Here is a 25,113-nt window from a genome sequence, read left to right as displayed (position 1 = left end):
GGCGGCAGGGAGCAGTGAGCCTTTTCAGCGTGGCCACCGATCGGGTGATGCCTTGGTGCCCGCAACGGACAGGGCTCCTGTGCCGTTGGGTGAAGTGTTCGACGCCTCAACCTGCCGGTCCAGGAGCCCTGTTGGTTCCCTATCCTGCCGCACTCGACCTGCCTCATGCGCTGGTCGAGTAGGTCACGATGCTTATCGTCACCCGTGAGGGTGACCGCCGCTGCAAGCTCCCGCCGCACCAGCGTGCATTCGTCGCTCTCGCCTATCTGCGCAAGCACGACACTCTCGGGCAGATCGCCGCCGGGTTCGGCATATCCGTAGGCACCGCCCACGCCTACACCACCGCCGTCGTGCAACTCCTCGCCGACCGGGCGCCGGGCCCGCTCAAGACCCTGCGCGAGCACGACCCGGACTTCGTGCTCCTGGACGGCACCCTCAGCGAGTGCGACCGACCCTGCTGTACTTCGCTGCTGTACGGCACGACAAAGCCCCCTCCGGGATGATCCCGAGGGGGCTTTGACCTGTGTGCACTCGGCAGGATTCGAACCTGCAACCTTCTGATCCGTAGTCAGATGCTCTATCCGTTAAGCTACGAGTGCTTGTCTGTTTTCAGTTTTTGTCTTCGCTCTCGGTCCTTTCGGCCCGCTCGCGGCGACAGGAAGAACATTACATGACTGCCGCCGCCATGTGAAATCCGATTCGCACACCCCTTGTGACCTGCGGAAACGCCGTGATGGCGGGGTAACGACGAAGCCCCGGTCGCGGGGACCGGGGCTTCAGGATCTGCGGAGGCGGAGGGATTTGAACCCTCGATGGGCCGTGAGGCCCAAACCGCATTAGCGGTGTGCTGGGGCTCGTCCGAGCATGATCCGCTTCGCCCGACGGCGACCCGTGTGCCCGGCTCATGGGTAGTTGACCGATGGCGACGGATGGCGTCCGAACGCGTCCCGCGCTCTTGGTGCCGTCCGTCTGCCATCACCGTGCCGACAGCTCACACACTCCCGGAGCGCTCCGCCGTGGGCGTACGGCGGGGCCGGCCCCCTTGCGCGAGCGGCGTTCGGCGAGCTCGCGCTCCGCGGCGAGGAGGGCCTCCTGGTCCTCCTCGGTGCCGTGCTTCGCGGCACCAGGGCGCGCAGGTGGTCCAGGAAGTCCGCCCCTGGGACGGCCGCTGGACCCAGCGCCCGCCCCTCGTGGGTCCAGCACCCCCGCTAGGAGCGAAACCGGGCCTTGACCAGGCAACTGGTGTCTGGCAGGGCTCGGCCCGGGAGGCGGGAGCCCGCCCGGAACCGAGGTGATGAGTCCGATGCTCGCCGCTGTGGCAACCGCCCTCTTCGGCCTGCTCGGCTACTTCGCCTTGTGCGCGGCCGGCCGTTCGCCCCGTGCCGGAAGTGGGCCGGCACCGCAAGACCAAGCACTTCGGTAGGGCCTGGACGTGCTCGCGTTGCCGGGGCAGGAAGCACCGGATCCGGGTCGCCAGGCGCCTCCCACACCCCCCCCCAGACCGTCGGCACCACGCCTTACCGGCCAGTACGCAATCCTCACGACCGGAAAGCAACAGCTTCCGACGGAGTCTCAGAGCTGTTGTCGGTTTGGCTCAGGTGCCCCTTCCGGCTCTGGGCGGGGAGGCGGTGTGAGCCTGGCGGACAGGACATGCGAGACCACGACCGAGACGATCACCAACGGCATGACGGTGAGCCCCTGAGACCCGAGCAGCAGGGTGGCGAGCAGGACCGAGACCAGGGGAAGTCTGAGCATCGCGGCGCTCATCGCTCCGACGCCCATGGCGAACCCCGCGACGAGGGACAGCCCCGGCAGATGGGAGAGCAGGATGCCACCGGCCGCTCCCACGAACATCGAGGGGAAAACCGGGCCTCCCCGGAAACTGCAGAGCGAAGCGCAGTACGCCAGGCCCTTGCACGACACCAGCAGCAACAACGCTCCGATCGAGTACGCGGTGCTGTGCGCGAGGAACGGGCCCAGCGCCGACTGTCCCGAATACAGCACGTCGGTCGCCGGCTTGCCGGTGCCCTCCGCATAGCCGATCGCCAGTCCCGCCACGGCCAGGCCCATGACCACGGTGGCCGGCACACGTCGACGTTCGACGTGCGTCTTCAGGTGAACGGCCAGCCATCGGATTCCCACGCCCACGCAGGCGGCCGACAGCCCGATGACAAGCGCCCAGCCGAATTCCGCGACGGTCGGCGTCGATGCCTCGGGCACGTCGGGAAGTGCCAGCGAGAAGGTGCCCAACCCGGTCCAGGATCCCAGGCCGACGAAGATGAGCGCGCCGATGCCCGCGGCGAGCAGGCCGGGCACCAGCACCAGGGCCAGGGTCGCCCCACCGAGCCCCGAAGCCTCCATCAGGAGGAACGCGCCGAGCAGGGGCGACCCCAGCAGGGAGCTGATCGCCGCGAAACTGCCTGCCGCGCCCATCATCGCGGTCACCCGCTCCGGGGCGTCACGTTTGACGAGGCGCACGGCACCCGCGGCCAGTCCCCCACCGAGAGCGATGAGAGGCGCTTCCGGTCCGAGGACCGCACCGAAGGCCAGAGTCGCGAGGGCGGCGAAGAAGACTCCGGGAAGCTCGACAGGTGTGGGGGCGCCGGCGCCGGCCTTGAACCCGCCCGACGGCTCGTGGCCTCCCGTCCCCGGCAGGTACTGCACCGTAAGCCCCACGAGCAGTCCCCCGACGGCGAGCAGGGGCAACGGCCACCACGACGGAGTGCCGCGGAAACCCAGCGCCCTGGGCAGATCGGTGTAGAGGATCGGCTGGAGTTCGGCGACCAGCGCGAGGAAGCCGAAGGCCGCCGCGGACACCGGCACGCCGATCAGCGCGGCCATCACCAGAAGCACGACGTAGCTGCGGCTCCGGAGGACCGTGAGCGGATCCGGCGGTGACGCGTCCGAGGGTTCCGCCTTGGCGACCGGCATGCGCCTTGCCTCCTTGTGACGCCGACCCGATACGTGGTCAGTTGCCCGCAGTGAACCCCGACCGCCCCGGCACGCGCTCCCGGCGGCGTTCCCCACCCTGGCACGCCCTTCACACCCCGGCATTCCAGGGCCGCCCGTGCAGGTCGATCGCCCCACTCCCTGCCCGACGCGGCTGGTGGTCGGACGTCGCCGGCGCCGCCCCGGCGACTGATCCACGCGGTCAGAGACGGCCTGCGCGAGATCCGTCCGTGCAGAGCGCGCTCGTCCGGCAACCGGGTGGGCAGCGGCCGGTCTACTCCGGCGGACTCTCGGCACCGCGTCCGCCCGGGGTCAGCAGGATGACCGTGTCCCCCGGCCCGGGCAGTGGTCTGTGGGATTTGGTGACCGGATCGAGGCGACCGTCCGGCCCTACGAGGAACAGCATGTCGGCGCCGTGCGGCAGCGCGCGCCCGGCGGGCTGCGCCAGGACGACGGCCCCCTCCTCGTATCTGCGGGAAAGAGTCGGCCAGGTCAGATCTGTGCCGAACAGGACCTCGCCCCCGATGAACGGCGCTACCACGCCGCTGCTCTCGGGTGGTGCGCCGAGGTGGTGGACCACCCCCTCCACGCTGCCACGCAGAATCGTTGCCGCCAGTGCGTTGAAGTCGTCCTCGGCGGTGAGGAAGAAGACCGCCGTGATGCCTTCGAGCTCGGGGTCCTGGCCCGTGACGGCGGCCAGCAGTTCACCGGGCGCCAGCTCGATCCCGGCCCGCCTGATCCGTTCGCGCTGCCGCTCCTGCCCTGCCCACATCAGCACCTCCAGCCCCGCCGATTTCAGGACCACCCCCAGGTCGACCACCCACGGGTCACCGCCGACCAGGAGCGGACGCGAGCGGGAAGGGCGCACGACGCCCAGACGCCGGGCCACGGGCGAGGCGGTCAGGCCGTAGAGCGTCACGGTCGCGACGATGACCACGAACGTGGTCGGGAGGATCTTCGACGCGCCACCGATCCCCTTGGCCACGAGGCCGGCCGAGAACGTCGACGCGGTGGCGGCCGCGACGATGCCTCGCGGCGCCATCCAGCCGATGAAGCCCCGCTCACCGCGCGTCAGGTGGGTGCCGAGGGTGGACACGGCCGCGACCAGTGGCCGGACGGCCAGCACCAGGAAGGCGGCGAGGCCGAGGGCGGGCAGCCCCACATGGCGCAGCGACTGCGGCGTGACGGTGGCCGAGATGGAGATGAAGAGCAGGCCGAGGATCAGGCTGACCAGGGTCTCGAAGAACGGCCGGCGCGCGGGGACGTCGATGCCGGGGAGGTTGGCGACGGCCAGGCCCATCGTCACCGCGGCGATGAGTCCTGTGTCGTCCCGCAGGACGTCGCAGAGCGCCGCCACACCGATCACCGCGGCGAGCTGGGCCGTGGTGCCGAGGACCTCGCCCAGCCTGAGCCTGCGGAACAGCACCCACAGCAGAGCCGCCCCGATCACTCCTCCGGCCGCTCCGATACCGATGCTGGCCAGGAAGCTCGCTACCCCGCTGACGAGCCGGTGCTGCGTGCTCGCCGAGACCGCATGGAAGACCAGCGCTCCCAGAATGCCTCCGACCGGGTCGATGAGGGAGCCTTCCCAGACCAGGATGTGCTGGAGCCGGTCCTTGGGTCGTACGAAGCTGAGCAGGGGGCCCACGACGGTCGGACCCGAGACCACGAGGATCGCGCCGATCATGACGGCCGCGCGCCGGGACATGCCCAGGAGCGGCGCGGCGAGGAGCGCGGCGAGCAGCCAGGTGATCAGGACACCGATCCAGATCAGTCTGACGACGACGCGCCGGGTGTGCCCCTTCAGCCTCGTGACGTCCAGGCCGAGGCCCGCGTCGTAGAGGATCACGGCGACCGCCAGGGACACCAGCGGTGAGAAAGCCGGCCCCAGCAGCCGCACGGGGTCGACATCGTCGATCAGAGCACCGGCGGCGAAGCCCACCGGCAGCAGGACGATGAGGGCCGGGATGCGCAGGCGGCTCGCCAGGATCTGCGATCCGACGGCGAGGACCAAGGTCAGGCCCACTCCGGTGAGCACCTGATTCGTCGTCACGGACGGCCTCTACGTCGCGGGGTGATGAGTCGGGTGGGACTGGCCCATGAGACGGCAGTGGCGATCTCGGCCTCTACGACCACGGCTTGGTGACGGTGCCGTCATGTCCCCCATGGCCTGATCCCCCAGCGGACGGTGTGCCGCTCTCCCGGCCCGAGGCGGACGAGAGCTGTGCCGCTGCCGAAGGCGTCCGGCGGGCACGTCATCGGTTCGACGGCGATCGCGCGACGGCGCTCCCCGGGTGGGAGGGTGTCACCGGTGTAGAGCTGCACGTAGTCGGCGCCCTCACCGAGCCACACGTCCGTACCGAACGCACCCGAGGGATGAGCCAGACGGACCACGGCCCGGCCGTCCGTGTCCCGGTCGAGGTCGCCGAACGGGGTGTCGAGTCGGCGCGCTCCGAGTGCCTGGGGTGTACGCAGGTCGTACGGCGTCCCGGCGACCGGCTCGGCGGCCACCGGCAGGCCGCGCTCATCGGTGCGCAGCCATGTCCGTGCGGGGACCGTCAGCACCGCCTGGTCGACCACCGCGGTGCCCGCCGTGATGTAGGGATGCTGGCCGAACCCGTAGGGTGCGGCGCTCGTGTCGAGGTTGCGCGCGGTGACGGCGACAGCGAGCCCGCCGTCACCCAGGGCGTACTCGGCGCGGACGCTCAGGTGGAACGGGTAACCCGGCTGCGGCCACAGCGAGACCTCCAGGACGACCCGGCTGTCGCTCGCCTCCACGACGTGCCACGAGGTCCACCGGAGCAGTCCGTGGATGGCGTTGCCGTCGGCCGGCTCGGTGAGCGGCAGCTGCTGGTCCGCTCCGTTCCAGCGGTACCGGCCGTCGCGGATCCGGTTGGGCCACGGCACCAGGATCTGGCCGCGCCCGCCGGTGATCCGGTCCTGTGCGGCGAACCCGTCGAGCACCGCGCGTTCACCGAACGAGTACGACCGGAGTGCCGCGCCCAGCTCGACGACGACCGCACGGTGCGCGCCGTGGCTCAGGGTCAGTTGCCGTCCGGTGCGGCTCTCCGGCACGCGTGGCCTCCTCGGTCCGCCCGGCCGACATCGTCGGCGTCATGGTGGCCTGCGGTTTCGGCCTCCTCGTCGGGAGGGTGCGGCCCCCCTCCGGCCCGGTCAAGCGCGACACGTCGCTGCCGGCTGAATCGCCGGGCACGTTCGCCCGGTGGGGTCACCGGCGGCGGAGTGACGGCTCCGCCCGGCTGCGCGGCGGCCGGTCGGCGCATGGGGATGTGCCGCTTCCGGACGGGACGGCGGCTTCATCTGCTGTCGGAACGCCCGCTGCGCCGGCTGATGTACCGCCAGGCAGCCCGCTGGAATCTGAGCGTCAGCAAGCCCACGACGATCAGCAGCACGATGTTGAGAAGGAGTTGCATCAGGGATCCGCGCGCCTCGCTCCAGCTGGAGAACGCGCAGGAGACGCCGATGTCCGCGGCGGCGGGGATGGTGGTGACCGAGATGAAGACGCCGAGCAGCGCGCTCGTCCTGGCCTGGGTCAGGGACATGATCCCGACGATGCCGGCCAGCACCGCGACGACGACGGAGAAGATGTCGGGGGCGTCGATCAGCTTGGAGACCGGCCGGATGCCCAGGTCGTATGCCGCTGATTGAAGGCCGAGGCTCCGGATCACCCATGAGAACAGGAAGGTCACCAGGACGGCCGACAGGAAACCCACGGTCAGCGCGAACAGGCCCTGCCGGATCCTGGTGCCGTTGCCACGGTCGAGGCCCAGCGCGACGCTGGTGATGGCGCCGTACTCCGGTCCGACGACCATCGCCGCGACGATCAGGATCTGGGAGTTGGTGATGATGCCGACCGCCCCGATGACGCCGGCGATGACCAGGTAAACGTAGAAGCTCGGCAGATACGTGCCCTCGGCGCGAATGCGCGCTTCGACCTCCTCCCAGAAGGGCGCGTGCGCGAGCGCCCCGAGCTGCCGCTCCTCCGCCTCGGCGGCTGTTCCGGAGAAGGCCATCTCGACCGGCTCGATGACGATGGATCCGCGGCGGTCGACTTCCAGATCGCGCAGGCCGCGCAGCACGGCGTTGGCCGCGCCCGCGAGAATGTCGCACTCGACCGCGTCGCCGTCGGGGTTCTGCGCCCGTCCGGGAAGGACGACCAGGTTGAAGACATAGCGGTCATCGGTGAGCAGCCCGACTGCCCGAGGGGTGAGATCCACCGGGCTCACCAGTCGGACGTGAATCATCTGCATCCACAGCCTCCGTCGCTCGGCATACGGCCGAACGGGGTGTCGGTGCCCGCGTGCCGGGGTCGTGGCCCGCTCGTGTCCGGCCGAACACAGTCAGTAACACCCCAAGGAGGGCGCACAGCAAGCCGAAGGCGCTGCTCGGCTCCGGCGTCCGGGGTGACTTCGTCCCCGCCGGGCGCCGATCACCGCGCCTGCGGCCGGTCGCCGTCGCACCACGAGGGTGTCGGCGCGCGGGCTGTCGTGCGGCCCTCGGGCAGGCGGCCCTCGACCGCATCGACATGGCAGGGACGACAGGGGTGCCGGATAGTGGATGGACGTGGGGGGTTTCGGGAGACCTGGGAGCAGCAATGGACCGTTACCCTCCGATCGCCGACCACGGCCTGGTGGGCGACCTGCAGACCGCCGCGCTCGTGTCGTCGCAGGGCGTCGTCGACTGGTTCGCGGCTCCCCGGTTCGATTCGCCCAGCATCTTCGCCGCGCTGCTCGACCACGACGGCGGCGGGTACATGCGGCTGGCCCCCGAGCATCCCGACGCGATCTGCAAGCAGCTCTACTACCCCGACACGGCCATTCTGGTGACCCGGTTCATGTCGCCGGACGGGGTGGGCGAGGTGGTCGACTTCATGCCTCCGGACCGGACCCGCACGGCGACCGACCGTCACACCCTGATCCGCGTCGTGCGCGCCGTGCGAGGAACCGTCGACTTCACGCTGGAGTGCCGGCCGCGCTTCGACTACGGCAGGGCCGAGCACACGCTCGAGCTCGGCGAGAACGGCGCGCTGTTCAGGGCCCCCGGGATCGACGGGCACCTGCGGTCCACCTTCCCGCTGGAGCGAGAAGGCCAGGACGTGCGCGGCACGGTGACGCTGAGGGCCGGCGAGTCGGGCGGCGTCGTGTTCACCGTCTGCGCGTCCGGCGGCGAGGCGCCGACACCTCCCACGGTCGACGGGCTCACCGAGCAGCTCGAGGAGGTCAGCCGGTTCTGGCAGCACTGGCTGCGCCAGTCCCGCTACCGGGGACGGTGGCCCGAGCTGGTGCACCGTTCGGTCATCACCCTCAAGCTCCTCACCTACGCCCCCACCGGCGCCCTCATCGCGGCGGCCACCACGGGCCTGCCCGAGCAGATCGGCGGAGAGCGCAACTGGGACTACCGGTTCACCTGGATACGCGACGGCGCGCTGTCGGTGCGGGCCATGCTGGACCTCGGCTTCGTCGAGGAGGCCACCGCCTTCGTCCACTGGCTGGTGGACAGGCTGCGTGAGCGCGAGGGCAAGGAGGGGGAGCCGCTCCAGACGATGTACCGGATCGACGGCAATCCCGACCTTCCGGAGGAGACACTCGACCACTTCGAGGGCTACCGCGGCTCCTCCCCGGTCCGCATCGGCAACGGCGCCGCCGGCCAGCTCCAGCTGGACATCTACGGCGAGGCCCTCTACGCGTTGTCCCAGGGGCGCGAGATCGCCCAGCAGGCCAGCTTCGAGGGATGGCAGACGCTCGCCAGGATGCTGGACTGGTTGGCCGACCACTGGGACCGGCCGGGCGAGGGCATCTGGGAGACCCGCGGCGGCCGCCGGAACTTCACCTACAGCCGGGTGATGTCGTGGGTCGCCTTCGACCACGGGCTGCGCCTGGCCGACCACTTCCGCCGGCCCGCCGACGTGGAGCGGTGGCGCAAGGCGAGGGACACCGTGTTCGAACAGGTCATGGAACGCGGCTGGAGCGAGAAGGAGCGCGCCTTCGTCCAGCACTACGACGGCGACGTCCTGGACGCCTCGCTGCTGCTCATGCCCAGGGTCGGGTTCACGCCCCCCCGGGCCCCTGCTTGGCTCTCCACACTCGACGCGATGGACCGCAAGCTCGTGTCCGACAGCCTCGTCTACCGCTACGATCCGGCGGCGTCGCCGGACGGGCTGCGCGGCTCGGAGGGCACCTTCAGTCTGTGCACCTTCCTCTACGTCGACGCGCTGGCCAGAGCGGGGCGGCTGTCCCAGGCCCGCTACACCTTCGAGAAGATGCAGACCTACGCCAACCACGTCGGCCTGTTCGCCGAGGAGGTCGGTCCGACCGGGGAGCAACTGGGCAACTTCCCGCAGGCGTTCACCCACCTGTCCCTGATCATGGCCGCCATCACGCTCGACGAGGCGCTCGACGCGGAGCACGGACGCTGACCCATGGTCACGCATACCCGCCCGGCAGAACCGCCGCGGCTGACCGAGGGCGAGTTCGACGTGCTCTACCGGCGCATGGTGTCGCGCGCCGCCTGGGCCGAGGATGACCGGGGTGCTCTGGCCGCGCTCACTCCCGCCCGGGTGCTCGCCGCCACCCGGGAGGTGCGGACCGGCCGGACGGTCACGCTCGCCGCGCCGGTGGAGACGCTGTCCGGTCCGGACAATCCGCAGCCCGCGCGGCACCGGATGAGCGGGCAGCCGGAGGAACACGCCTCGACCGGGCTCCGCTTCGCGATGGACAGCTTCGCGATGAACGTGCACGGCGACGCCGACAGCCACATCGACGCCCTGTGCCACGTGATCTACGACGGCACGCTGCACGGCGGCGTGACCGCGAGCAGCGTCACGGCGGACGGGGCCACGGCGCTCTCCGTCGAGGCGGCGCGCGACGGGATCGTCGGACGCGGCGTGCTGTTGGACATCCCGCGGCTGCGCGGCGTGCCGTGGCTCGAACCGGGTGACCACGTGACCGTCGACGACCTCATCGCGGCCGAGACCGCCCAGCATGTCCAGGTGGGCGAGGGCGACCTCCTGTTCGTCAGGGTCGGCCACCGGCGACGCCGCGGGGAGCTGGGCGCGTGGCACGCGGCGGACGCACGTGCGGGGCTGCATCCGTACGCGTTGGAGTTCCTGGCGGACCGGCGGGTCGCCGTGCTCGGCGGCGACGGGAACAATGACACCGCCCCCAGTTCCACGGAGGGCGTCGACTTCCCCGTGCATGTGCTGGCGGTCCACGCCATGGGCCTCCACCTGTTGGACTACCTGCAGTTCGAGGACCTGGCACCGGTCTGCGAGGCGGAGGGACGGTGGTCGTTCCTCTGCGTGATCGCCCCGCTGAGGCTGCCGGACGCCACCGGCTCACCGGTCAACCCGATCGCCGTTCTCTGAGACGTCGAGGGGCCGCGCTCAACAGGTGGGACAGTCATCGCAAGGAGGTGACACGACTCCCGATCACACGTTTGGCCAGCGGATTCACCCGATCTCCTGGTCGGTCCGCGCGTAAAGCGCGGACGAGAGGGTGTTCGTCTGTCGTCACACGGGTGTCGGACACCCTCATTCCTCACCGGCAGCCGGCTTCGGACAGGCGCCATCTCGGAGAACGTTGTGCGAGCAACTCACAGGGTGCCCAGAGTCGTCGTGGTCATGGGTGTCTCGGGGTCGGGGAAGTCCACTGTGGGGCGACTGCTCGCGCAGCGGCTCACGGTGCCCTTCCTGGAGGGCGACGACGTCCACCCTGCCGCGAACCGCGCCAAGATGGCGGCGGGGCGTCCACTGGACGACGAGGATCGCAAGCCCTGGCTGCGGTCCCTCACCCAATGGATCCGCGAGGCGATCGATGACGGCACGGGCGGGGTGGTGGCGTGCTCGGCCCTCAAGCGCGAGTACCGGGATGCGCTCCGCAGGGCAGGCGCAGGTGTGTGGTTCCTGTACCTGGCGCTCGACCGGGCGACCGCCGACCAGCGGGTCGCGGACCGCGTCGGCCATTTCATGCCCGCCCGGCTCGTGGACTCCCAGTACGCCACCCTCGAACCGTTGCAGTCGGACGAACACGGCCTGACCGTCGACGCGGCGGCGACCGCTCCGCAGGCGATCGTCGACGAGACGGTACGCACGCTGCGGAAGGCCGGGTAACCATACGTGTGTTCGATCTTGTCGGGTCGCGGCCGCCCGGACCACCCGATATTTTGGGAGTTGGCGCCCCATGTCCGGATTGTGCGAGTGTCCGTGCGGATCAGCACAGTCCCGCAGACCCCTCGGACGGGCGCTACGGCCAGGACGGCTGACGACTCCCAGAACGGGGACCCTCTCATGGCCGACGATCAGCACTACGACGTCATCATCATCGGTACGGGAGCGGGTGGCGGTACGCTCGCCCACCGGCTGGCCCCCACCGGCAAACGGGTACTGATCCTGGAGCGTGGCGGTTACCTGCCACGGGAGCGGGACAACTGGGACTCCACCGCTGTCTTCGTCAAGGGCAAGTACCGCGCGCCCGAATTCTGGTACGACAAGCACGGCAAGGAGTTCCCCCCGGAGGTCAACTACTACGTCGGGGGCAACACCAAGTTCTACGGCGCCGCACTCTTCCGGCTCCGCCCCGAGGACTTCGGCGAACTGCGCCACCACGACGGCATCTCTCCGGCCTGGCCGATCCGCTACGAGGACCTGGAGCCGTACTACACCCAGGCCGAACACCTCTACCTGGTGCACGGCCGCCACGGCGAGGACCCCACCGCAGGCCCCACCAGCGCGCAGTACGCCTATCCGCCGGTCGAGCACGAGGAGCGCATCCAGCAACTCAGCGACGATCTGGGGAAGGCCGGCCTGCACCCCTTCCACCTGCCGATCGGTGTGAACCTCACCCAGGACGAGCACGGCCGCCCCACCCACGACAGCGTCTGCATCCGCTGCGACCGGGTCGACGGCTTTCCCTGCCTGGTGGGCGCCAAGTCCGACGCGCAGGTGATCTGCGTCGACCCCGCGCTCACGTACGACAACGTCACGATGGTGACCGACGCCCATGTGCGGCGTCTGGAGACCGATCCGACCGGACGCACCGTCACCAGGGTCGTCGCCGAGCTCAAGAACGGCGCGACCGAGACGTTCGGCGCCGACATCGTGGTGGTCGCCGCCGGCGCGGTCAACTCCGCCGTTCTGTTGCTGCGTTCGGCCAACGACAGGCACCCCGGCGGCTTGGCCAACAGCTCGGACGTGGTGGGGCGCCACTACATGCGTCACAACAACCTGGCGCTGATGGCGGTGTCGAAGGAACCGAATCCCACCAAGTTCCAGAAGACCCTGGCGCTGAACGACTGGTATCTCGGCGCGGACGACTGGGAGTATCCGCTCGGCGGCATCCAGATGCTCGGCAAGTCGGACGCCGACCAGATCCACGGCGAGGCGCCGCGCTGGGCCGGTGCCGTCATGCCCGACATGCCCTTCGAGGTCCTGGCGCACCACGCCGTCGACTTCTGGCTGTGCGGGGAGGACCTTCCGCTGCCCGAGAGCCGGGTCACCCTCGACCAGGACGACGCCATCCACCTGGCTCTCGACGAGAAGAACAACATCGCCGGGCTCAAGCGTCTCCAGCACAAGCTGCGGGGGATGCTCGGGCACCTGGGCATGCACGAGCACCACCTGCTGGATCACAGCATCTACCTGCACAAGGGCATGCCGATCGGCGCCACCGCGCACCAGGCGGGCACCGTGCGGTTCGGCGACGACCCGAAGAGTTCGGCCCTCGACGTCAACTGCAAGGCCCACGACCTCGACAACCTGTACGTCGTCGACACCAGCTTCTTCCCCAGCATCGGCGCGGTGAACCCGTCCCTGACCGCCATCGCCAACGCCCTGCGGGTCGGCGACCACATCGCCGCCCGGCTGAATTGACGGGGGAGTCGCACGCGGCGTCGGGGCCGGCGGCGGGTGGGCGTGCCACCCGCCGCCGTTGCTCGTTGCGCGAACCGGCGCTGCGCCGCTACACGTTGTCCCCGGGTGTTCTGGCGGCCCCGGTGTCGGCGTCGGTGAGCTCCTCCAGCTCACCCATGGTGTCGAGCCGGTAGAGCAGCACCAGCGCCGGACCGACCAGCACGATCGCGATGCCCGTGACGATCATCAGCCAGCGCAGGGTGTGCGCGGCGCCGGCCGCCTCCGCCACGGTCAGCGAGGTGGGAAGCACGTAGGGCCGCTGCGCGAAGCCCCAGGCGCCGACGGTCAGGGCGACGCTCGCCACCGAGGTGTAGCGGGACCAGCCGAAGGATCGGCGCCACAGCAGCAGCACCGTGGCCAGACCGGCCACCGCGGCCAGAATGATCAGCAGCAGTCCCAGCCCCCCGGTGAGGCCCTCCCAGACGTACCGGGCGTCGTCGTGGGTGACGGGCAGACCGATGAGGGCGAGGACGACGACCGCGGCGAAGGCGAGCATCGCGCGCAGACGGAAGTAGTCGACGAGGTCGTCGGCGCCGAACCGCAGGGCGTCGGAGCAGAGGAAGACCGCTCCGAGGAACGCGGTGGCGGCGATGGCCAGCAGTCCCACGAGGACGGAGGTGCCATTGGCCCAGGCGTCCGCGGAGGCCGTCGTGCCGACCTCGACCCGACCGGAGGCGATGCCGCCGAGCACGGCCCCGAGGAAGAACGGCGTCACCAGCGACGAGACGGCGAACATCGCGCCGTACACCCGTTGTTGGGCCAGGCGGCGGGTCGGCTTGCGCAGGGCGAACCCGGCGCCGCGCAGGACCAGGCCGACGGCTGCGAGGGCGAGCGGCAGCCACATCGCGGAGAAGACGGCCTGGAACATCGTCGGGAAGCCGGTCCACATGATCACCAGGACGAAGATCAGCCAGACGTTGTTGACCTCCCAGACCGGTGCCATGGCGTGATCGATGAGCCAGCGGGGCCGCTTGCCGCGCTCCGCGCCGCCGGCCAGGAGGTCCCAGAAGCCCGCCCCGTAGTCGGTGCCTCCGGCGCAGGCGTAGGCGGCGATCACGATCACCAGCACCCATGCGATGAACTCGGCCATTACGACGCACCGCCGGAGGTGTGGCCGGACCCGCCGTCGGGCGCGGCCCCGGCGCTGGTGGGCTCGGGCTCGCTTCTGGGCCCGTACGGAGTGTCGGTCTCCGGCGGCAGCTCGGCGCGTGCGACGGCCGCACCCTCGTCGGCGATGCGCCAGCGGGTGCGCATCTTCAGGACCACCGCGAGGAACGCGCCGAACACGGCCACATACACGACGATGACGATGCCGAGCATCGTCCACAGCGATCCGGCGCCTGTGCTGGTCACCGCCTCCGAGACCCTCATGTGGTTGTAGACGATCCAGGGCTGACGACCGACCTCCGTGGTGATCCACCCGCACTCGACGGTGACCAGGCAGGCGACTCCCGCGAGCGCGGCGCAGCGGTAGAACCAGCGGCTGCGGGGGTTGTCCCGATGCCGCCACCAGCACCAGGCGTACCAGAGCGCGAGCAGGATCAGCACGCTGCCGATGGTGGCCATGATGTCGAAGGCCCAGTGGACGATGGTGGCCTGAGTCGCCGTCGGGCGGTCGCTCGCCGCGACCGACGACAGGCCCGTCACCTTGGTGTCCGGACTGAAGCCGGCGAGGATCGAGTCCAGCTGGGGGATCTTGAGACCGCCGGACGTCGTCCCGTCGGGATGCAGCCGCCCGAAGATGTACTCCGGTACGTGGGTGTCGGTCTTCCAGACGATCTCCATGGCGGCGAACTTGATCGGCTGCTTGTGGAAGACCGAGCGAGCGGCGGAGTCGCCGAGCATGAACTGGACCGGAGTGAGGATCGCGGCAACCGTGAACGGCACGGTGAAGCCGAGCCGGTGGTAGCGGTCACGCCGCCCCCGCAGCCAACCGACCGCGTACACACCGGCGACCACGTAGCCGGCGGTCAGGAGCATCGCGACCACGAAGTGCCAGTACTCCGGGCCGAACATCGGTGTGAAGATCGCCTGCCGGACGTCGACGTCGACGGGTCTGCCCTGGGCGTCCAGGCGGAACCCCTGCGGGGTGTTCATCCAGGAGTTGGCCGCGATGATGCCGAACGCTCCCATCAGGGCGGCCAGCGGCAGCGGTACGGCGAGCCAGAAGTGGGTCCAGGGCTTGAGCCGGCGCCACCCGTAGAGATAGATCGCGATCAGGACGGCCTCGAGGAAGAACGCCCATGCCTCGACGCCGAACCCGAGGCCGAAGACATCGCCCCAGCGGCCCATCATGCCGGGCCACAGCAGCCCGAACTCGAAGGACAGCACGGTGCCGGTGACGATGCCGACGGCGAACTGGACCGCCATCACCGCCGACCAGCGCCGGGCAAGCTTGAGGGCGACGGGATCGTTGCGGCGCAGCCCCCGGTGGTGCATCAGCAGCGTGATGAACGGCAGTGCCACCCCGAACGGGACCAACAGGATGTGCGAGGCCAGAGTGAAGGCCATCAGTTCGCGAGCCGGCAGGAGCTGGGCCGGGGCGTCGTTCGCCAGAAGAACGGCTGTACTGAGCATGTGCGCCTCGATGGTCTGCCCTGCGGAGATGGGCTGAGGAGGGACAGGATGCGGAGGGTGCCCGTGGAGGAATCGGCCGGCGTGCCCGAGCTCAGGGAGGCGGCGGGGGCGGCTTCCGCCCGGGCGCCCGGGCGGCCGAAGCGTCCGTGTCGGGCATGGTGAAGGCGCGTTCGCGGCGCGAGCCGTTGGCGAAGGCGACGGACCAACTGAGCACCGCGCCCAGCCTGCTGCGGAAGCCGGTGAGGAACGCCAGGTGGATGAAGAGCCAGGCCAGCCAGCCGGTGAGGCCCGACATGTGCAACGGTCCGGCCTTGACGACGGCCCGGCCACGGGCGATGTAGGCGGCGCTGCCGAGATCCACGTACTTGAAGGGCTTCGGCTGCTTCGTCCTGCCCTCGACGGCGTGGCGCACGCTCCGGCCGGCGTACGCGCCCGACTGCATGGCGACCTCGGCCAGTCCGGGCAGCCTGTTCAGGCTCATCACGTCGCCGGTGACGCGGATCTCCGGATGACCGGGGATGCTGAGGTCGGGTTCGACGAGGATGCGTCCGGCCCGGTCCTGTTCGGCGCCGGTCGCCCGGGCCAGTGCGGCGGCGATCGGCGGGGCCTCGACGCCCGCGGTCCACAGCACGGTGCGGGCGCCGAACCGGGTGGTCCCGCCCGCGTGGTCTCGTACCGTCAGGCCGTGCACGTCGATGTCGGTGACCATCGTGCCCAGGTGGAGTTCGACACCGAGGTTCCGCAGGGTCCGGGCCGCACGGTGAGCCAGCGGAGGGCCGAACGCACCCAGCACCGCGTCGGACCCCTCGAAAAGCAGGACCCTGGCCTTGGCGGAATCGATCCTCTGGAACTCCCGGTCGAGCGCGTGTCCGGCGATCTCCCGGATCTGTCCGGCGAGTTCGACACCGGTCGGCCCACCGCCGACGAGCGCGAAGGTGAGCCACTGCTGCCGTTCCCGGTCGTTCGCCGCCGTTTCGGCCATCTCGAACGCCCGGTAGATCCGTCGGCGGATGTCCAGCGCGTCGTCCAAGGTCTTCATGCCGGGGGCGTGCGCGGCGAACTCGTCGTGCCCGAAGTAGGACTGGCGCATGCCCACCGCGACGATCAGATCGTCGTAGGGCAGCTGGACGATGCCGCCCCCGGGCCGGCGGGCGTGCACCAACCGGGCGCCGACATCCACGTCGGTGGCCTCGGCGAGCACGCACCTCACATTGTGATGGCGCCGAAGGACCCGGCGGAGCGGTTGCGCGATCTGCCCCTCGGACAGGATCCCGGAGGCGCACTGATAGAGCAGCGGCTGGAAGAGGTGGTGGGCACGCCGGTCGACCACGGTCACCGCCACCGGTGACTTCCGCAGGGCACGGGCGGCGAACAATCCGGCGAAGCCCCCGCCGAGGATCACCACCCGGCGGGGCGTGATGTGATCCTGCATCGGGGATCAGCCCCCGGTGGCGAAGCCGGGGAAGAGAGTCATGCCGCCGTCGACGTAGAGGGTGGTGCCGACGACGTAGTCGAGCAGGTCGGACGCCATGGCGACGACGGCGTTGGCGATGTCCTCCGGGTCGCCCACGCGGCGGTACGGGATGAGGCGCAGCAGTTCGGCCTCGGCCTCGGGGGTGGACCAGGCGTCGCGGTTGATCGGCGTGCGGATGGCACCCGGCGCGACCGCGTTCACCCTGATCCGCTTGGGGGCCAGCTCCTGGGCGAGGGTCTGCATCAGCATGCCCACACCGCCCTTGGAGGAGGCGTAGTTCACGTGCCCCGACCACGGGACGATCTGGTGCACCGAACTCATACAGATGATCTTCCCGGCCGAACGGGAGACCTCCTCCACCACGCCGCGCCGCATGAACTCCTTGGCGGCCTCCCGCGCGCACAGGAACTGGCCGGTCAGGTTGACGTCGATGACCTTCTGCCACTGGGCGAGCGTCATCTCCGTCACCGCTGCGTCCCGCTGGAGGCCCGCGTTGGCCACCATGATGTCGATGGTGCCGAACTCCTCGACCATCCGCGCGACCATGGCCGTCACCTGGTCCTCGTCGGACACGTCGGCCTCGTGGGCGTAGGCGCGGACCCCGAAGCCCTCGATCTCCTTGACGACGTTCTCTGCCTCGTGCGCACCGACGACGTAGTTCACCACGACGTCCGCTCCGGCCCGGCCCAGAGCAATGGCGGTCGCCAAGCCGATGCCCGAGTTGGCACCGGTCACCAGCGCCTTCTGGCCCCTGAGAAGCTGCGCGGGCATTTTCCCGCGGCTCTCCTTGACGTTTCCTGCCACCACGATCTCTCCTTTGGCTTTTCGGACGGCACGCCCGCCGAGAACGCGCGACGCGCATGACAAAGCCGGGAGTCGGCCGGCCCGCCAGGACAGCCCCAGGAGCCGTCGTGCGCCCGGCCACCAGACGAAAGCACCTTGCTTCGCGGGCGAGACAGACCGGCGCGCCAGGGGAGGGCGATTCGGCTGGGCATGTCACACCGTCGGACTACGAGCCGCCCCGGCCCCTCCCAGACACTCCTCCGGTCGTACGCGCGGGCGGGCGGGCGCCCCCTGGCCGCCATCGGATGCGGCCACCCGCCGGCCACCCTCCTCGACTCGTTCCACACGCCGGATGTCCCCCGTGTCTTCCGCCTCGGGCCGGCGGCCACAGGTGTCAGACCCGCATGCCCGGGACGTGCCGCGGTTCGGCGACCAGGCCGAAGATGACGAGCACGGACAGGGCCATGGTGACGACCGACCACCACGGGAACGCGGACAGGAACATCAGCTGGCCCACCAGGCAGGCCGAGGCCAGCACGATCCCGGTGAGCCGTGCCGCCCGAGACCCCACGAGCACGCCCACGCCCGCCAGGACCTGGGCGATGCCCACGACGATCCAGATCCAGCCCCAGGCGTCGTAATTGAGGATGAGGAGGCGTTGGCCGTGGTCGTAGGTCGTTTCGTAGTAGCCGTTGTCCAGCAGGGCGACGAAGCCGTTGATGATGTCGAACAGGCCGCTCAGAAGCAGCAGGATCGCCGCGAAGGCCACCCAGTGCGACCGCTCCAGCGGTGGCTTGGGGTGGTCTTCCTGGGCGGAGGGCTCGGGCTGCATGCCTCCACTCCACTGCTGGGCCCGGGGTGCCGCAAGAGATGATGAGCCGCTGGGGTGAGGTCTGACGGCGCGCGTTCAGAAGCAGTGGGCTGGGGTTCGTCCGAGCATGATCCGCTTCGCCCGACGGCGACCCGTGTGCCCAGCTCAGCCGATCCGCTGGGTCATCGCCCCGGCCCCCCTCGTCGCCGACCAGACGCAGCAGGAGCCGACCGCCGCGCCGGACCCGGCCGACGTCTACGCCCCGGAGGAGATGCCGGAGACCCCGCCTCATCGACGCCGGGGAGATCCCGGTGCCGCTCGTCAAGGACGGCGCTGAGGTCCCGGCCGTCGAGGATCCACAGGAGCCGCCGCGTCCTGTGGACAACCCCGACCTGCCCGCGCCGGGCGTCGTCGACTGCCGGCGGCGGCCGATCATCGCGCCGTGGCTGACCAACCGCCGTGCCCTCCTGGCCACCGTCGAGCGGGCCTCCGGGCGGGTGCTCTACGCGTCGCTCCACCACGGGCTCCGCGCGCCCTGGTACGGGAGTACGCGGTCGTCGCCGAGGAGATGGCGGCGGACGCCACGCGCCGGATCGCGGCGTTCATCCCGCGTGCGGACCGGGCCTCGGGACAGGCCGCAGAAGTGCCCGCTGCACCACTCTCAGCCGTTGGTGCCGTCACCGTGCCGTCAGGGGGTTGGAAATGGCCCTGAACGCGACTCAGGGAGTCCAGTCGAAATCAGCCGAACTCCCTGGTCAGAGGGCGGAGGCGGAGGGATTTGAACCCTCGATGGGCCGTAAAGCCCAAACCGCATTAGCAGTGCGGCGCCATAGACCGGACTAGGCGACGCCTCCAGCACAGCCGCTCGCTCGTGTGCGAGTGGTGCGTGCAGATGATGACACAGTCGAGCGTCGTGTCACCAATCGGCCTCCACGGTACTAGGCAGGCGGGTCGCAGGGCAAAGCCATTGGGCGGCGCAACGTCCGCGCGCCGGTCGCGTTGGTCAGGTCATGCCGCAGGTCATCTCACGAGTCGTGTCACAGCGCGCGCCGCTCCGGCGCCTCGCCGTCACCGCCCTCGTCCTCGCCGTCTCCGTCACCTCGTCCGCCGCCTTCGCCGCCTCCGCCGGGCCCCTCGTGCCGCCGCCTCCGCCTGACGACGACCGGGTGTTCGGCGATCACCTCACCGTCACCGTGCGCGACGCGGGCGAGGGAGCGGACGGGACGTTCGAGCTGTACTGCCATCCCGCGGGCGGCACTCACCCGGACCCCTCGGAGGCGTGCCGGGCGCTGGAGCAAAACGCCCGGTGGGGGACGGACACCTTCGCCCCCGTCCCGGACGACAGCGTGTGCACCATGCTGTACGGCGGCCCCGCCACCGCCCATGTCACCGGCCGCTGGGCCGGCCGTCCGGTCGACGCGACCTTCGACCGCGCCGACGGCTGCCGCATCGAGCGGTGGGACCGCTTCGTACCGCTGCTGCCCGCGGTGGGCGGGCAGACGCCCGCGATGGCCGACGGGGCGGGTGGGGCGGGCGGCCGGGTTCCGTGACGGAGGGCGGGGCGGGGTGTGGACGTCGCGGGGAGGTCACGCGCAGTCGTCGGGGGCGGTCACACGTTCTCCGTCACTTCGTCGTGCGAGCTCCCTCGCATCCGGCACCGGCAGCCCGGCCCGAGCCCTTAGACTCCCTCGCGTGACACGCTGCGGGACGGTTGGCAAGATGGCCCGAGCGGTCGGCAAGGTGCGGTAACAGGGAGGAAGCGACTCGTGAGCAGCAGGCCATCCCGAGGCGCTGCTCGCCTCGCAGCCATACTGGACGCCCTTCCCGACGCGTTGGTGCTGGTCAACGCGAACGGGACCGTCGTCAACGCGAACACCATCGCGCTGGAGGCCTTCGAGGCTCCCGGGACCGCCCTCGTCGGACGGGGGCTGCTCGATCTGCTTCCGCAGTTCGACTCCAAGCTCATCCCCGGCTCCATGCGACGCCCCGACCACATGGATCCGCGCGGACGCACCAAGCCGACCAGGATGGTCGCCCGGCGCACCGACGGCACCGAATTCCCCGTCGAGGTCACCAGCGCCAACCTGGAGAACGCCCAGCAGGCCTACGACAACCAGGGCTACGCCGGCGACGAGCTGCTGATGCTCGTCGTACGCGACCTGTCGGGCACCGTCGACACCGAGGCCGAACTCGCGCGCTCGCAGCGGCAGACCGAGATGATCCTTCGGGCCGCCGCCGAGGGCGTCGTCGGCACGGACACCGACGGGCGGATCGTGCTCGTCAACCCCGCCGCCGCCCAGATCCTCGGCTACCGGGCGAGCGACCTCGGCGGCAAGGAGCTGCACGCCCTCGTCCTGCACTCGCGCACGGACGGTACGCCGTTCCCGTACGACGAGTCGCCGCTCGCCGACACCCTGCGCTCCGGGCGCAAGCACCGGGTGCGCGGCCAGGTGCTGTGGTCCAATAGCGGGGACAAGGTCTCCGTCGACCTGACGACCGCGCCCGTGCGCGACGGCGACCAGCTCGTCGGCGCCGTCATGACCTTCACCGACCGCCGGCCGTTCGACTCGCTCGCCGAGGAGAAGGCCGCAGTCGAGAAGCGGCACGAGGAGGCGCTGGAGAAGCTCTCCGAGGAGCACGCCTCCGATCTCACCGCGCTGCGCCAGCAGCACGTCGCCGAGCTGGAGGAGCTGCGCGACAAGCACGAGGAGGAACTCGCCGCCGGCGAGGAGCGCTACGCCGCGCTGGGCGAGCGGGAGAAGGACCGCTACGAGGCCCTCGCCGCCCGGCACGAGCAACTCCTGACCCTGCTCGGCCGTTCGCTGCGCGGGCCGCTGGACGAACTGCGCCGTGAGCTGTCCGCGCTCGCCGCCGACGACGCCGGGCAACTGTGGCCCGAGGCCAACCAGGTGCTGCACCACCTGTCGGCCGGGTACGCGCGCATCACCACCCTCATCGACAACGTCCTCGGCTACCAGCGGCTCGACGCCGGCGGCGAGGGGGTCAGCCGTACGAAGGTGATGCTCGACGCCGTGGTCGCCGCGGGTGTGGACGGGGCCGTCGAACTCGTCGGACCGGGGCGGGTGCAGTTCGCCGTGCACGCGCCGCCCATCGAGGCCGAGGTCGACGCGCGGCTCCTCGCGACCGCGCTCGCGCACCTGGTGGCCGACGTCGCCGGCGTCGACGCCACCGGCAACGCGCCCGTCTCGACGGGCGGTTACATGGACAACACGGTCGTCGTGGCGGCCGCCCAGCGCGGCGAGGTCGTCCGGATCGAGGTGCGCGGGCCGTACGCGGGCGGCGACCCGGTGCACGAGCCGATCGTGCGCGGGATCGTGCGGGCGCACGGCGGTGTGCTCCAGACCCACGAAGTGCCGGGCATGAGCGGCAACGCCTACGTCCTCGAAGTCCCGTTGGGCGGCGGGGCCGGCGCGGTCGCCGCCGCCCCGGCCGCCCCCGTGGGCTCCGCGCTCGCGCTGCCCGCGCAGGCGGGGCACGAAGGCATGGCGGCGGGCGCGGGAGCGCTGGAGGCGGTGGCCCCCGACGGCATGGCCGCGGGCGCGCCGGGTTCCGGCGCGGGGCGGCGGCGGGCCCGGCGGTCCGTGGACGCCTTCCTGGAGAGCGACCTTCCCGGCGCGGCCGCGGACGACGGCGAGGCGGAGGCCGCCACGCCGACCGGACGGCGGCGCCGGCGGGGGCCGGCCGCCGAGGAGCCGCAGGCCGAGACGCCGGAGGAGCAGACGGACGCCTCCGGGGGCACCGGGCGGCGACGCGGACGGCCGGCCGAGCCCGCGGGCGTCGACGCGGAGAACGCCGCCCCGGGCACCGGTTCCGGTGTCTCGGAGGGCGCGGTCGTCACGGCCGCCGAGCACGCGGCCGGGACCGCGGCCTCGGGCACGGGGCTCGGCGGCACCGTTCCGCCGCAGGGCGTGCCCGCGCCCGCCGGACGCCGTGCGCGGCGCGGCGGCGACGAACAGCACGCCCTGCCGCCCGCCCTGCCGGCGGTGGCGGGAGCGCCCGCGCCGGGCGAGGCGGCGGACGGCGAGGGCGGCGGCGCGCAGCCGACCGGACGCCGTCGGCGCGCCCTGGCCGCCGCGAACGAGCGCGCCGCCGCGCAGGAGGCCGCGCCCCGCACGGTGTTCGCCCTGCCCCCGGCCGAGGCGGACCGGCCGGCCGAGGACGAGGCGACCGCCGGGGTTGAGGCCGCCGCCGGAGCCGAGGGGGCTGCAGGAGCGGTCGCGGGAGCCGGCGGCGGTGCGGGAGCACAGGCCGTGGGACAGGTGCCGGGGCCCGACGCGCAGCCGGCGCCCATGCCCATGCCGATGCCCATGCCGGTTCCGGTTCCTGTGGTTCCGGTTCCTGCCGCGGGCCAGCAGGTTCCGGTGCCGGGTCAGCAGATCCCTGTGCCGGGGCAGCAGGTCCCCGTGCCGGGGCAGCAGGTCCCCGTGCCGGGGCAGTCGGTGCGGATCCCCGCGCCCGGGCAGCCGGGGCCGATCCCGGTTCCCGTAGCGGGACAGCAGGTCCCGGCGCCCGCTCAGGCGGTCCAGCAGCCGACGCCGGCTCAGGTTCCGGCGCAGGGCACGTCCGAGGACGCCCTGCTCGAACACGCACGCCATGACACCGCCCCGCTCGACCAGGCCGACGACCACACGCCTCCCCAGCCGCATCCGACGAGCGCGCCCACGGGACGTCGTAGGCGTGCCGTGGGTCAGCCGGCGGCGGAGGCCGCCGCGGCGCCCGGCGCTGTGCCGCCCGGTGCCGTACCCGCGCAGGCTCAGGCGCAGGAGAACGGCGGGGCGTCCGCGCCGGCCGCAGGGCAGCCCGTCGCACAGGTCCAGCCGGATCCGGCCGGGCGGCAGCCGGGGGTCGCCGCACCCGTGCAGGGCACGGCAGGTCAGGCCGATCCGGGTCAGCCGAACCCCGGCCGGCCGGCTCCCGCGCAACCGCCCGCCCCCGGGCAGCCCGCCGCCGCACCCGCCGCCGCGGCCGGACAGGCCGCCGCGCCGGGGCAGCCGCTCCCGGTCCAGACGGCCCCGGCTCCCGCCCAGGCACCGGCCCCCGCTCCTGTGAACGAGGCGGCGCCGACGCCCACTCCGAGCACCGGCACCCCGTTGCCGCCGGAGGCCGCCGTGGCCCAGCCGCGGGTCGCGCAGCCGCTGCCGGCGGAGACCGCCGCCCGGCCCGAGGACCCCAACTCCACGCAGGGACGCGCGATCAGCGTCCGGACGCTCGGCCAGGGCGTGCCGTTCACCCGGCAGGCCGCCCAGGTCCAGCAGGCGGCGCGTCAGGTGCCGCAGCCGCTCCAGCCCTCGGGCACGCCCGCGCCGAACGCGCCGGGCGGTTCCGGCCGCCGCCGCAAGCTGGGCACGCCGCCCGACCCGGCCGCGCGACCGGAGCAGACGGCACGTCCGCACCCGCAGAACGAGCAGCCCGCCGGGGCGCAGGCCCCCGTGCCCCAGGCGCCGGCCACCGCTCCGCAGGCCGCGCCCGCGCCGCAGCCGTCCCTCGCGGGCCAGCCGCTGCCCGGGCAGTCGATGGCCGGACAGCCGCTGCCCGGACAGCCGCTGCCCGGACAGTCGCTGCCCGGACAGTCGATGCCCGGACAGTCGATGGCCGGGCAGACGCGGCTCGCGCCCGGGACCGAGGGGATCGGGCGGTCGTACGCCATAGGCGCCCCGGACGAGAACGCCGCCGAGGGGCCCGAGCCGCTCGACGGGCCGGGCGGGGCCGTCGAGGTGGCGGACCCGCCGCGTCCGCAGCCGCTGGACGACGAACTGCCGCCGGAGCCCCTGGACAACCCGCGTCGGCTGCTGGTCTGGCCGGCCCCGGACGTCAGCACCCAGCAGGCGCTCAGCGACCGCGGGTACCGTCCGGTCATCGTGCACTCCCGCGAGGAGGTCGACGCGCAGATCGCCGCCTTCCCGGCCGCGCTGTTCGTCGACCCGCTGACCGGTCCCATCACGCGCACCGCGCTCCAGTCGCTGCGTCAGGCGGCGGTGGCTGCCGAGGTGCCGGTGCTGGTGACGGCCGGTCTCGGACAGGCGACGCGCGAGGCGGCGTACGGTGCCGATCCCGCCGTTCTGCTGAAGGCGCTCGCCCCGCGTGACAGCGAGCAGCATCCGCCGCGGGTGCTGCTCATCGAGGAGCACGCGGAGATCGCGCTGGCGCTGACCTCGACGCTGGAGCGGCGCGGAATGCAGGTGGCCCGGGCGGCGAGCGACGCGGACGCGGTCACCCTGGCCTCGCAGCTGCGGCCGAACCTGGTGGTGATGGACCTGATGCAGGTGCACCGCGGGCGGGCCGGGATCGTCGACTGGCTCCGGGCCAACCAGCAGCTCAACCGCACCCCGCTGGTCGTCTACACCGCCGCCGTCGACCAGGCCGACCTGCCGCGGCTGGCGTCCGGCGAGACGGTGCTGTTCCTCGCGGAACGGTCCACCAGCGCGGAGGTCCAGGACCGGATCGTCGACCTGCTGGCCCGCATCGGCACCAACTGACGCCCGCCGCCCCGCCCTCCGAAGGGGTGCGGGGCGGTCCCGTCGGTCCACCGCCCCCCTTCGGCGCGCGATGTGCCCGGCCCGGCACACAACACGC

15 protein-coding genes, 2 tRNA genes and 1 pseudogene are annotated in these 25,113 nt (G+C 71.7%); 7 read left to right on the top strand and 11 right to left on the bottom strand.

The genetic code is table 11. The features are described from left to right. Window positions 1-188: 188 nt before the first annotated feature. Window positions 189-452 (top strand): annotated as a pseudogene (locus tag ACIOC0_RS10025) (transposase family protein); the annotation flags it as partial. Window positions 453-526: 74 nt separating this feature from the next. Here the strand turns inward: ACIOC0_RS10025 and ACIOC0_RS10020 are convergent. The 5 genes from ACIOC0_RS10020 to ACIOC0_RS10000 form a co-directional block, all read right to left on the bottom strand. Further along, a tRNA-Arg gene (locus ACIOC0_RS10020) sits at window positions 527-599 on the bottom strand. A gap of 973 nt (window positions 600-1,572) precedes the next feature. Further along, window positions 1,573-2,931: a chloride channel protein gene (locus ACIOC0_RS10015; RefSeq protein WP_402154230.1), complete on the bottom strand. Its 1,359-nt coding sequence runs from the start codon at window positions 2,929-2,931 to the stop codon at window positions 1,573-1,575. Between the two features lie 292 nt (window positions 2,932-3,223). Beyond that, complete coding sequence (locus tag ACIOC0_RS10010) at window positions 3,224-5,002, bottom strand: cation:proton antiporter (protein WP_402154228.1); 1,779 nt, start codon at window positions 5,000-5,002, stop codon at window positions 3,224-3,226. A gap of 101 nt (window positions 5,003-5,103) precedes the next feature. Next, the gene (locus ACIOC0_RS10005; protein WP_402154226.1) at window positions 5,104-6,024 is read right to left on the bottom strand and encodes an aldose 1-epimerase family protein; all 921 of its coding nucleotides are present in this window, start codon (window positions 6,022-6,024) and stop codon (window positions 5,104-5,106) included. A gap of 242 nt (window positions 6,025-6,266) precedes the next feature. Then, window positions 6,267-7,220 carry a DUF389 domain-containing protein gene (locus ACIOC0_RS10000; RefSeq protein WP_402154224.1) on the bottom strand — a complete coding sequence of 318 codons (954 nt, stop codon included), beginning with the start codon at window positions 7,218-7,220 and terminating at the stop codon, window positions 6,267-6,269. Window positions 7,221-7,564: 344 nt separating this feature from the next. Between ACIOC0_RS10000 and ACIOC0_RS09995 the strand changes: the two genes are divergently transcribed. The 4 genes from ACIOC0_RS09995 (at window position 7,565) to ACIOC0_RS09980 (ending at window position 12,835) form a co-directional block, all read left to right on the top strand. Further along, the gene (locus tag ACIOC0_RS09995; protein ID WP_402154223.1) at window positions 7,565-9,385 is read left to right on the top strand and encodes a glycoside hydrolase family 15 protein; all 1,821 of its coding nucleotides are present in this window, start codon (window positions 7,565-7,567) and stop codon (window positions 9,383-9,385) included. Window positions 9,386-9,388: 3 nt separating this feature from the next. Then, on the top strand, window positions 9,389-10,333 hold the full coding sequence (locus ACIOC0_RS09990; RefSeq protein ID WP_402154222.1) for a cyclase family protein: 945 nt from the start codon (window positions 9,389-9,391) through the stop codon (window positions 10,331-10,333). A 255-nt stretch (window positions 10,334-10,588) separates the two neighbouring features. Next, window positions 10,589-11,077 carry a gluconokinase gene (locus ACIOC0_RS09985; RefSeq protein ID WP_402154380.1) on the top strand — a complete coding sequence of 163 codons (489 nt, stop codon included), beginning with the start codon at window positions 10,589-10,591 and terminating at the stop codon, window positions 11,075-11,077. A 177-nt stretch (window positions 11,078-11,254) separates the two neighbouring features. Beyond that, window positions 11,255-12,835 carry a GMC oxidoreductase gene (locus ACIOC0_RS09980; protein ID WP_402154220.1) on the top strand — a complete coding sequence of 527 codons (1,581 nt, stop codon included), beginning with the start codon at window positions 11,255-11,257 and terminating at the stop codon, window positions 12,833-12,835. 88 nt (window positions 12,836-12,923) lie between these two features. Here ACIOC0_RS09980 and ACIOC0_RS09975 read toward each other — a convergent pair whose 3' ends face one another. The 6 genes from ACIOC0_RS09975 to ACIOC0_RS09950 form a co-directional block, all read right to left on the bottom strand. Then, window positions 12,924-13,964: a cytochrome d ubiquinol oxidase subunit II gene (locus ACIOC0_RS09975; RefSeq protein ID WP_402154219.1), complete on the bottom strand. Its 1,041-nt coding sequence runs from the start codon at window positions 13,962-13,964 to the stop codon at window positions 12,924-12,926. Continuing rightward, window positions 13,964-15,451, bottom strand: a complete 1,488-nt coding sequence (locus ACIOC0_RS09970; RefSeq protein WP_402154217.1) for a cytochrome ubiquinol oxidase subunit I — start codon at window positions 15,449-15,451, stop codon at window positions 13,964-13,966. Before ACIOC0_RS09970 ends, ACIOC0_RS09975 begins: the two co-directional genes overlap by 1 nt. A gap of 91 nt (window positions 15,452-15,542) precedes the next feature. Next, window positions 15,543-16,883 (bottom strand): NAD(P)/FAD-dependent oxidoreductase, encoded by a 1,341-nt coding sequence (locus ACIOC0_RS09965; protein WP_402154215.1) that lies wholly within the window; start codon window positions 16,881-16,883, stop codon window positions 15,543-15,545. A gap of 6 nt (window positions 16,884-16,889) precedes the next feature. Continuing rightward, entirely contained in the window at window positions 16,890-17,696 is an 807-nt protein-coding gene (locus ACIOC0_RS09960) for an SDR family oxidoreductase (protein ID WP_402154213.1), read from the bottom strand. Window positions 17,697-18,102: 406 nt separating this feature from the next. Continuing rightward, window positions 18,103-18,540, bottom strand: coding sequence for a hypothetical protein (locus ACIOC0_RS09955; protein WP_402154211.1), 438 nt, complete (start codon window positions 18,538-18,540; stop codon window positions 18,103-18,105). Window positions 18,541-19,282: 742 nt separating this feature from the next. Next, window positions 19,283-19,373: transfer RNA gene (locus tag ACIOC0_RS09950), tRNA-Ser, on the bottom strand. A gap of 156 nt (window positions 19,374-19,529) precedes the next feature. Between ACIOC0_RS09950 and ACIOC0_RS09945 the strand changes: the two genes are divergently transcribed. Continuing rightward, window positions 19,530-20,069: an SSI family serine proteinase inhibitor gene (locus ACIOC0_RS09945; RefSeq protein WP_402154210.1), complete on the top strand. Its 540-nt coding sequence runs from the start codon at window positions 19,530-19,532 to the stop codon at window positions 20,067-20,069. Between the two features lie 216 nt (window positions 20,070-20,285). Further along, complete coding sequence (locus tag ACIOC0_RS09940) at window positions 20,286-25,016, top strand: PAS domain-containing protein (RefSeq protein WP_402154208.1); 4,731 nt, start codon at window positions 20,286-20,288, stop codon at window positions 25,014-25,016. Window positions 25,017-25,113: the final 97 nt, after the last annotated feature.

Source organism: Streptomyces sp. NPDC088254 (assembly GCF_044740925.1).
Lineage (GTDB): Bacteria > Actinomycetota > Actinomycetes > Streptomycetales > Streptomycetaceae > Streptomyces.
The sequence above is the reverse complement of the archived record's forward strand: the minus strand, read 5'-3'. Positions and strand labels throughout refer to the sequence as shown.

Excerpts from the sequence above, each read along its gene's own strand:
- ACIOC0_RS09975 (WP_402154219.1), bottom strand. The coding sequence starts at position 13,964 with ATGGCCGAGTTCATCGCATGGGTGCTGGTGATCGTGATCGCCGCCTAC.
- ACIOC0_RS09970 (WP_402154217.1), bottom strand. The coding sequence starts at position 15,451 with ATGCTCAGTACAGCCGTTCTTCTGGCGAACGACGCCCCGGCCCAGCTC.
- ACIOC0_RS09980 (WP_402154220.1), top strand. The coding sequence starts at position 11,255 with ATGGCCGACGATCAGCACTACGACGTCATCATCATCGGTACGGGAGCG.
- ACIOC0_RS09945 (WP_402154210.1), top strand. The coding sequence starts at position 19,530 with ATGCCGCAGGTCATCTCACGAGTCGTGTCACAGCGCGCGCCGCTCCGG.
- ACIOC0_RS09990 (WP_402154222.1), top strand. The coding sequence starts at position 9,389 with ATGGTCACGCATACCCGCCCGGCAGAACCGCCGCGGCTGACCGAGGGC.
- ACIOC0_RS09995 (WP_402154223.1), top strand. The coding sequence starts at position 7,565 with ATGGACCGTTACCCTCCGATCGCCGACCACGGCCTGGTGGGCGACCTG.
- ACIOC0_RS09965 (WP_402154215.1), bottom strand. The coding sequence starts at position 16,883 with ATGCAGGATCACATCACGCCCCGCCGGGTGGTGATCCTCGGCGGGGGC.
- ACIOC0_RS09985 (WP_402154380.1), top strand. The coding sequence starts at position 10,589 with ATGGGTGTCTCGGGGTCGGGGAAGTCCACTGTGGGGCGACTGCTCGCG.
- ACIOC0_RS09955 (WP_402154211.1), bottom strand. The coding sequence starts at position 18,540 with ATGCAGCCCGAGCCCTCCGCCCAGGAAGACCACCCCAAGCCACCGCTG.
- ACIOC0_RS09960 (WP_402154213.1), bottom strand. The coding sequence starts at position 17,696 with ATGCCCGCGCAGCTTCTCAGGGGCCAGAAGGCGCTGGTGACCGGTGCC.
- ACIOC0_RS10000 (WP_402154224.1), bottom strand. The coding sequence starts at position 7,220 with ATGCAGATGATTCACGTCCGACTGGTGAGCCCGGTGGATCTCACCCCT.
- ACIOC0_RS10015 (WP_402154230.1), bottom strand. The coding sequence starts at position 2,931 with ATGCCGGTCGCCAAGGCGGAACCCTCGGACGCGTCACCGCCGGATCCG.